General features: G+C 65.6%; 5 protein-coding genes. 1 reads left to right on the forward strand and 4 read right to left on the reverse strand.

Annotation, left to right across the window (positions count from 1 at the left end; genetic code table 11):
• Window positions 1–1174 (forward strand): acyl-CoA dehydrogenase (locus VFF99_RS11385; RefSeq protein WP_325017939.1); only part of this gene is annotated, 1174 nt, incomplete at its 5' end.
• A gap of 73 nt (window positions 1175–1247) precedes the next feature.
• Here VFF99_RS11385 and VFF99_RS11390 read toward each other — a convergent pair.
• From VFF99_RS11390 to purE, 4 genes are all read right to left on the reverse strand, one after another.
• Window positions 1248–2282 (reverse strand): SGNH/GDSL hydrolase family protein, encoded by a 1035-nt coding sequence (locus tag VFF99_RS11390; RefSeq protein WP_325017941.1) that lies wholly within the window; start codon window positions 2280–2282, stop codon window positions 1248–1250.
• 138 nt (window positions 2283–2420) lie between these two features.
• Window positions 2421–3461, reverse strand: a complete 1041-nt coding sequence (locus tag VFF99_RS11395; protein WP_325017943.1) for an L-threonylcarbamoyladenylate synthase — start codon at window positions 3459–3461, stop codon at window positions 2421–2423.
• Between the two features lie 2 nt (window positions 3462–3463).
• Window positions 3464–4657: a 5-(carboxyamino)imidazole ribonucleotide synthase gene (locus VFF99_RS11400; protein WP_325017944.1), complete on the reverse strand. Its 1194-nt coding sequence runs from the start codon at window positions 4655–4657 to the stop codon at window positions 3464–3466.
• Window positions 4654–5032, reverse strand: a 379-nt coding sequence (gene purE / locus VFF99_RS11405; protein ID WP_325017946.1) for a 5-(carboxyamino)imidazole ribonucleotide mutase, incomplete at its 5' end; no start/stop codon positions are given. The genes purE and VFF99_RS11400, both read right to left, overlap by 4 nt.

The following is a 5032-nucleotide window of genomic DNA, read 5'->3' on the forward strand; positions in this document are numbered from 1 at the left end:
GAAAGCACAATTCCACTGGGACGATCCGCTGCTGCTCGACCAGCAGCTCACGAATGAAGAGCGCATGGTGCGCGACGCGGCCAACGCCTATTGCCAGGAGCGCCTGCAGCCGCGCGTGCTGGAAGCCTTCCGCCACGAAAAGACCGATCCCGCGATCTTCCGCGAGATGGGGGCGCTCGGCCTGCTCGGCCCCACCATTCCCGAACAGTACGGCGGACCCGGCCTGAATTACGTCAGCTACGGCCTGATCGCGCGTGAAGTGGAGCGCGTCGATTCCGGCTACCGCTCGATGATGAGCGTGCAGTCCTCGCTGGTGATGGTACCGATCTACGAGTTCGGCACCGAAGCGCAGAAACAGAAGTACCTGCCCAAGCTCGCCACCGGCGAATGGATCGGCTGCTTCGGCCTGACCGAACCGAACCACGGCTCCGATCCCGGCTCGATGGTCACGCGGGCGAAGAAGGTGGCCGGCGGCTACAGCATTTCCGGCGCCAAGATGTGGATCTCGAATTCGCCGATCGCCGATGTGTTCGTGGTGTGGGCCAAGGATGACGAAGGCGCCATCCGCGGCTTCGTGCTGGAAAAAGGGATGAAAGGCTTGTCCGCCCCGGCAATCCACGGCAAGTTCGGCCTGCGCGCCTCGATCACCGGCGAGATCGTGATGGATGAAGTGTTCTGCCCGGAAGAGAATGCCTTCCCCGAAGTGCGCGGCCTGAAGGGGCCGTTCACCTGCCTCAATTCGGCGCGCTACGGCATCGCCTGGGGTGCGCTCGGCGCGGCCGAGTCCTGCTGGCATATCGCCCGCCAGTACGTGCTCGACCGCAAGCAATTCGGCAAGCCGCTGGCGGCCAACCAGCTGATCCAGAAGAAGCTGGCCGACATGCAGACGGAAATCACGCTCGGCCTGCAAGGCTGCCTGCGCCTGGGACGCATGAAGGATGAACGCACAGACTCGCCGGAAATCACTTCGATGATGAAGCGCAATTCTTGCGGCAAGGCGCTGGACGTGGCGCGCATGGCGCGCGACATGCTGGGCGGGAACGGCATTTCGGATGAATTCGGCGTGATCCGCCACATGGTGAACCTGGAAGTGGTCAACACCTATGAAGGCACGCACGACATCCATGCGCTGATCCTCGGGCGTGCACAGACCGGAATCCAGGCCTTCCAGTAAACGTCCCCGCCGCCAAAAAACAAAACCCCGTCCGCTGCATGCCTCGGAGGGGGTTTTTATCTGGCGCGTGGTATTACAGCCAGCCGCGGCTGCCCATCTGTGCGGTGACAAGATCAGCCAGCAGCCTGTAGCCGTACGGCGTCGGGTGCACGGTGTCGGCATACTGATAGGTATCGGTCGCGCCCGCGGCCAGGTTGGCCCTCGTGCACACCAGCGAGGAACCGAGCGGGTTCCTTGCCGGTGTCAGGTCGCAAGCCGGAGCGGTGACGTTGGTGAGACCGTATTTCGCCGGGTTGGCGTTCTGGTCGCGGCTGACGGTATAGGCGTCTACCAGCAGGACATCGGTGCCGGACAGGCCTTGCTGCAGCTGGGAATTGAAGGTCGTGACCATCGTATTGATCAAGCCCTGCGTTTCCGCGCTTTGCGAGAGCGCGAACGGCGTCTTGCTGACATCCGGCAGGTTGACGACGACCACGTACTTCGCGCCCTTCCCTACCACGAGGTTCTTCACATAGCCGCCGAGCTCCGCGCCTGCCGTACCCATGGCCGTGACCGCAGCGGTCGGGCTGCCGCCCGCACCGACGGTCGCGAGGTTGATGAACACGTCGTTGCCGCCGGCCATGACGAACACGACTTCATTGCCGGTAAACGAGCCGCCCCTGCTGTTCAGGTGGGTCTGGATCTGGGTGACGACCGGAACGGTGAGCTGGCCAAGGATGGCGGCGCTTCCGCCCAACGCCCTGTTGCCCGGGCCGACCGGATTGGTCACGCGTGCACCGCCCTGGGCATACGCGGTGCAGTTGGTGAAGTTGGTCACCGGCACGGAGAAGCCCTGCGCCGCATCGCCCTGGAGACCCGTCTGCGCCGGGCAAGGCGCAGCGACGTTCAGCTTGGTCGCCATCAGCTCGATCCAGTTCTTGGACGCCGGATCGTTGACCGTGTACTTGCCGCCGCCCAGCGCCCTGACCGTGCCGACGGAGTAGGTACCGATGTCGCTCAGGCTGTCGCCGAAGGACACGACACTGCTGAATTGGGGAGTATTGTTGCCGCCGCAGCCGGCCAGGATGGCGGCTGAAAGCAGCGCCGCTGCAAAATCGAAGTGACGCATCTGGTCTCCTGTTATGAGTATTGTGCTCGGGAAAGAAAAGCGAACGAGTGTGCCTTTCCCTGGCTAGTATGTCATCGATCTCAACACTTGCCTAGCCGACCAGAATTAAATCCGTGATGCAACTTTAGAGCGTGTGCTCTAGACGGGGCGCCTGCCCGCCAGCAGTCGCGCGAGGATGCCTTGGGAGTCATGCGCAGCGCGGCGCAGACGGTCATTGACGCCCTGCCATGCGTCGTTCTGCGGCAAGGATTCGACGAGGATGACATCGGCGCCGGCCGCGTCCATTGCGCGCAGCGCCGCATAGAGATCGTGGGCATAACCGTCGGGCGGTTGCGGCATCGCGATCTGCGCGAGGGCGACGGCCTCCGGGAAGGAGCGGCGGATCAATGCCACGCGCTTTCCAGCACCGGTAAGGCGTTCCATCGTGCCGGCGAGCTCTTCCACTGTCACCAGCGCCACCGGGGTGCTCGGCGCATAGTGCGCCTCAAGCGTGCCCGACGCACGCGGCGCTGCCGCGTCGGGCGTGCAAGGCTGCACGCCGATCACGCCTGCGATCTGCGCTGCGCTGATGTGCCCGGGACGCAGCAGCACCGGGCCGTGCGTCGCCATGCGGCTCAGGTCAAGGATGGTGGATTCGATGCCGACATCGCTCTGGCCGCCTTCAAGCACGCAGGCGACCGGGCTGCCCGGGCCGCTTCCGAACTCGTCCCGGACGTGCTGCGCGGTGGTCGGACTGACATGACCGAACCGGTTTGCGGACGGTGCGGCGACGCCGCCCTGCCCGTTCTTGAATTCCTGCAGCAACGCCTGCGCAACCGGATGCGAGGGACAACGCAGGCCGACTGAATCCTGTCCTCCGGACACGGCGTCGGGAATGTGCGGCGCCCGCTTGAGGATCAGGGTGAGCGGACCCGGCCAGAAGGCATCGATCAGCTTGCGCGCCTCTGCGGGAATGTCGACGGCCCAGTAGCCGATATCGGCGCCGGGCGCGAGATGAACGATGACCGGATGATTGGACGGGCGGCCCTTCGCGGCATAGATCCTTGCCACCGCCGGCGGGCTTTCGGCATCGGCGCCGAGGCCGTACACGGTCTCTGTCGGCAGGGCGACCAGTTCGCCCTGCTCCAGCAGGCGTGCCGCCGCCCGGATGGCCGGCATGTCCAATGGCTGTTCCGACATGATCAATAAGGAATGCCGAGGATGTCGCAGGCGGCGCGCAGGTTTTGCTGCGCGAGTTCCAGCGTGGGATCGACGAAGGTCACATGGCCCATCTTGCGGCCGCGGCGCGGGTCGTCCTTGCCGTAGAGGTGCAGGTTGGCGCCCGGCAGGGCAAGGATCTTGTCCCAGGCCGGTTCGCGCGGCGTATCGCTATCGCCCTCGAACCAGACGTCGCCGAGGATGTTGAGCATGACCGCCGGCGAGTGCTGGCGTACGTCGCCCAGCGGCAGGCGTGCCATCGCGCGGGCCTGCTGCGCAAACTGGCTGGTCACGCAGGCGTCGATCGTGTAGTGACCGCTGTTGTGCGGGCGCGGGGCCATCTCGTTGACGACGAGGGAACCGTCCTGCAGCACGAAGAATTCGATGCACAGCACGCCGACGTAGCCGAGCTGGGCGATGATCGACAGGGCAGCCGTCTGCGCCTTCGCGGCGGTTTCCCGGCAGACGTTCGGGCCGGGAACCGTGGTGGTGAAGAGAATGCCGTCGCGGTGGACGTTTTCCGCGATCGGATAGACCACCGATTCGCCGTCCGCGCCGCGTGCGGCAAGCACGGAAATCTCGTAGGCGAGCGGCAGCATCTTTTCGAGCACGCAGTCCACGCCGCCCATGCCGGCGAATGCGGCACGCACTTCGTCCTTCGACTTCACGCGCACCTGCCCCTTGCCGTCGTAACCCATGCGCACCGTCTTCAGGATGCCGGGGAACAGCACGTCGGGAATGGCGTCGATGTCGCCGTCGCCAAGGATGGCCTTATAGGGTGCGGGCAGCACGCCGGAAGCCGGGGCGCAGTCCGTGAAAAAGCGCTTCTCCTCCAGGCGGTCCTGTGCGACGGACACGCATGCCGCGCCCGGCGCGACGAAGCAGCGGTCGGCGAGGAAAGCGAGGCTTTGCGCCGGTACGTTCTCGAACTCGGTGGTAACGGCTGCGCATTGCTGCGCCAGCTCGGCGAGCGCGGCCTCGTCATCGTATTTCGCGCAGATCAGGTGGTCGGCCGCGTGGCCGGCCGGGCAGTCGCGCGCCGGTTCGAGCACGGCGACCTTGAACCCCATCATCTGCGCGGCGTGCACGAACATGCGGCCCAGCTGGCCGCCACCCATTACGCCCAGCCAGGTGGGAGGTGTCGCGGTAGGGAGGAAGGCTTGGTACTTGTTGCTCATGCCGGCAGTGTCATTGCAAAGGCGGCCTGGGTCTGCTTGGCGCGGAACTCCTGCAGCCTGGCAGCCAGGTTGTCATCGGTCGTGGCGAGAATGGCCACCGCGGTCAGTGCGGCGTTGGCGGCACCCGCCTCGCCGATGGCGAAGGTCGATACCGGCACGCCCTTGGGCATCTGCACGATGGACAGCAGCGAATCTTCGCCGCGCAGGTATTTGGAGGGGACGGGCACGCCCAGCACAGGCACGATGGTCTTGGCCGCCACCATGCCCGGCAGGTGGGCCGCACCGCCGGCGCCGGCGATGATCGCGCGCAGTCCGCGCTCGCGTGCCGTCTCGGCGTAGCGGAACATTTCGTCCGGCATGCGATGGGCGGACACT

It is taken from the genome of Noviherbaspirillum sp. (genome assembly GCF_035654295.1).
Taxonomy (GTDB): Bacteria; Pseudomonadota; Gammaproteobacteria; order Burkholderiales; family Burkholderiaceae_D; genus Noviherbaspirillum.

Excerpts from the sequence above, each read along its gene's own strand:
- VFF99_RS11395 (WP_325017943.1), bottom strand. The coding sequence starts at position 3,461 with ATGTCGGAACAGCCATTGGACATGCCGGCCATCCGGGCGGCGGCACGC.
- VFF99_RS11390 (WP_325017941.1), bottom strand. The coding sequence starts at position 2,282 with ATGCGTCACTTCGATTTTGCAGCGGCGCTGCTTTCAGCCGCCATCCTG.
- VFF99_RS11400 (WP_325017944.1), bottom strand. The coding sequence starts at position 4,657 with ATGAGCAACAAGTACCAAGCCTTCCTCCCTACCGCGACACCTCCCACC.